This is a genomic window from Streptomyces sp. NPDC049915 (genome assembly GCF_040656475.1).
Lineage (GTDB): Bacteria > Actinomycetota > Actinomycetes > Streptomycetales > Streptomycetaceae > Streptomyces.
Window position 1 is genome coordinate 1 of sequence record NZ_JBFAMH010000074.1, and the last position, 2,904, is coordinate 2,904.

A 2,904-nucleotide genomic window follows, 5' to 3' on the forward strand; every position below is an offset into this window, starting at 1 on the left:
ACGCCAACCTGGCCCGTACACGCTTCACTTCGTATGCATCCACACATCCAACGTGCCCAGGAACAACCCGAACCAGAAGACCTAACGGAGTCCTACTAGTCCCCCAGGTTTTCTGGCGGCACGGTCGCTGTCACCGCTGCGGGCAGCCGGCCATTCAGGATTTCCTGGCGTGGCAGTGACAGTCCGAAGTGCTGCTGCAAGGCGGTCAGCGTCGCGGCCAACGAGTCGAACTCCTCGCTCACGTCATCGTCGAGGAGTCCGGCTTCCTCGAACGCCGGCAGCAAGAACGCCATGCCCTCGTCTGGTCTCTCGCCGATGTCGAAGCGACCGACCGTTTGGCCGTCGCGGTAGTACCAGCACTCCCTGGGCGGGTCGTCCGGCTTGGGGGTCAGGTGCAAGACCTCGATCCCGCCTGCGGAGATGTCGGGGTGAGCCCACCAAGCCTTGGAGGGCCAGCCCTGCTCCACCGCGTATGACCAGCCCGCGCATTCGCCGAAGCGGGCCACGCGGGCTGATTCGCGGTCGTTGAACGTCAGTCGCTCGGCCTCGGCGAAGGTGATCGGGTCGAGCACTTCGCCGGGCTGGGCGCCCAGTCGGACAACGAGGTCGCGTGGGCTGATGCCGCGTGCGAAGGTGACGAACAGGATGGGGGCGTCTCCGCGCCATGCGTCGGCCAGCCACGTGATGCCGTCGCTCACTGTCTTCTCCTGGTTTTGGGGTGCGGCTGAGGCGGGAGGGTGTGGCCCTCCAGCCCCAGCCTGCGTTGTGTCCTACCAGCCGGTCACGTCGCCGTCCGCATCCGTCACCGTGTTGCGCAGGGTGACGGTGGTGCGATTGACCTGCCAGACGCCGGCGGAGTCCTTGGTGGACGGGGGACCGGCCTGGAGGTTCTTGCCCGACACGGGCCGGCTGCCGCCAGCCAGGAGGGCTTTGGCCTCGGGTCATGCGGCCGGAGTCGCTGACGGCGGCGCGGTGATCCCCGGACTCGCATCCGTCGTGGGGAAGGTGGCAGCGGCGTTCGTTGTTGCGGCAAACGGGGCGATGGTCAGGAGTGCCGCGCCGAGCGCGGCGCGGGTTAAGCGGCGGCTGGTCATCCACCGTCTGGTGCTTTGCACGATGACTCGTGTCCTTCCCGTATTCTCAAACGTCTGTGCGAGTCGCGTCCAAGTTGAAGACCCTACGACGAGGGCAGAACGCAGCCTCGCCCTGGAGGTAGGTTGACTGATTGTCAACTAATGCTTGGCCATTTACCCCGGGGTCAGAAGTGGCAAGAGCGCTTGCGAAACGGGGCAGTTGTAGGTTCCGAATAGAGATGTCGTTGTCCAAGTGACTTGTCATCAACTTGTCGTTCGGTCCAGCCGCTAATGGGCGGCGAGGATCTCCTCAATAACGAACGATGCATCCGTCGGCAGGCCGTCGCCATCGCGAACCGCTCCTGCGCAGACGACCAGGGCCTTCCAGAGCGCCCAGCCTCGTCCACGCTCCCAGGTCGCCTTGTCTGCGCCTAGCCGATCGCGGAACGCGGCCCGGCTCTTGCCGGTCAGCATCGTCCAGGCGATCGACAGATCGCAGGCCGGGTCTCCGACTCCGCAGGTGCCGAAGTCGATGACGGCCGCGAGCGCACCGTCCTTCACCAGAAGGTTCCCCGAGGCCATGTCACCGTGGAACCAGACAGGTTTACCGTCCCACGAGGCTCGCAACGCCCGTTCCCAGATCTCCTCGGCGGTCTCGGTCCGGATCAGGCCGTCCAACGTCTCCAGGGCTGCCCGGGCCCACCCGTCATAGGTTGTCAGTGGTCCGCCTCGGAACCAATTGTGCAGTCCCGGGCCCGGCCCGCCTGTCGGGTCGATCCGCTGCAGAGACACGAGGAAATTCGCAAGGTGGATGGCGAACGCCGTCATGTCCTCGACGACGGCACGGGCCGCAGGCTCGCCACCGATCCACCGATAGACCGACCAGTTGTGCGGAAAGCTCTCATCGGGCACGCCCCTGGCCAGCGGAACCGGGACCTCCAACGGCAACACAGGTGCGAGCACCGGCAGCCACCGGTGCTCTTTCTCAACCGCCAGCGCGTACTCCTCGGCAGTCGGTAGCCGCACCAGCATCTCGTCACCGAGGCGAAAGGTGCAGTTGTCCCAACCCTGCGCATCGACCGGCCGGACTTCAAGGTCGGACCACTGCGGGAACTGCGCGGCGATCAACCTGCCCGCCACCGCGGCGTCGACTGGTTTCCGGTCCGGCAACGGCAAAACCTCGGGCGTCTCGTTCATCGGAGGGGACCGTACGACGCCCATCGGATCACCACAAGCGATTTCCGATCGCCCCCAACTCAGACCGGGAACTGCCCCCGGCCCAAGCGGCTCGAAGCAATACACCCCTGGCCGCTGCCCCGGCAAACGCCGCCGTTGCTACACCTTCACAACCGAGGGCTACCGAGCCGCCCGGCGCGGAACCCAACACCGCACCACGGCCTGAGGAAAACGGCAGATCTGTCGGACGAATCCGTTGACAGATCGTCCGGACGGTCGCCGAAATCCGCTGGTCACAGCGCAGCCGACTGACAACTCCGCCCGGAACCTAAGCAGTTGGCACCATCGGTAAGCCTCACGACGACCTCGGGCAGGAGCGGCCATCCCGCTCCGTCTGCGACCGGCATCGGCGGTCGAGGACCACGTCCGCCGAATGCCGAATCACGATGGCGCTGGATGCAGACTGGGCGGACATCGCGCGGGCCCGCATGGCCGGTGGCTTCCTTACCCGCGTCCAGGCCCGAACGCGGCTTGCTGGACTCCCAGCGCGCCCTGGACTTAGCTTGTTCTTTATCTACCAAGATCTTCCGGGCTTGCCGATGGCCTTGAGGGTCTCTGGGCGTTTGACGGTTTTGCCGACGTCGTAGCGGGGTGC

3 protein-coding genes are annotated in these 2,904 nt (G+C 65.8%); all 3 read right to left on the reverse strand.

Annotated features, from left to right (window positions below; genetic code table 11):
* Positions 1 to 95 precede the first annotated feature (95 nt).
* Complete coding sequence (locus AB0J12_RS39535; RefSeq protein WP_363269646.1) at positions 96 to 698, reverse strand: hypothetical protein; 603 nt, start codon at positions 696 to 698, stop codon at positions 96 to 98.
* Between the two features lie 72 nt (positions 699 to 770).
* On the reverse strand, positions 771 to 902 hold the full coding sequence (locus tag AB0J12_RS39540) for a hypothetical protein (protein WP_363269647.1): 132 nt from the start codon (positions 900 to 902) through the stop codon (positions 771 to 773).
* A gap of 459 nt (positions 903 to 1,361) precedes the next feature.
* Positions 1,362 to 2,270 carry an aminoglycoside phosphotransferase family protein gene (locus AB0J12_RS39545; RefSeq protein WP_363269648.1) on the reverse strand — a complete coding sequence of 303 codons (909 nt, stop codon included), beginning with the start codon at positions 2,268 to 2,270 and terminating at the stop codon, positions 1,362 to 1,364.
* Positions 2,271 to 2,904 lie beyond the last annotated feature (634 nt).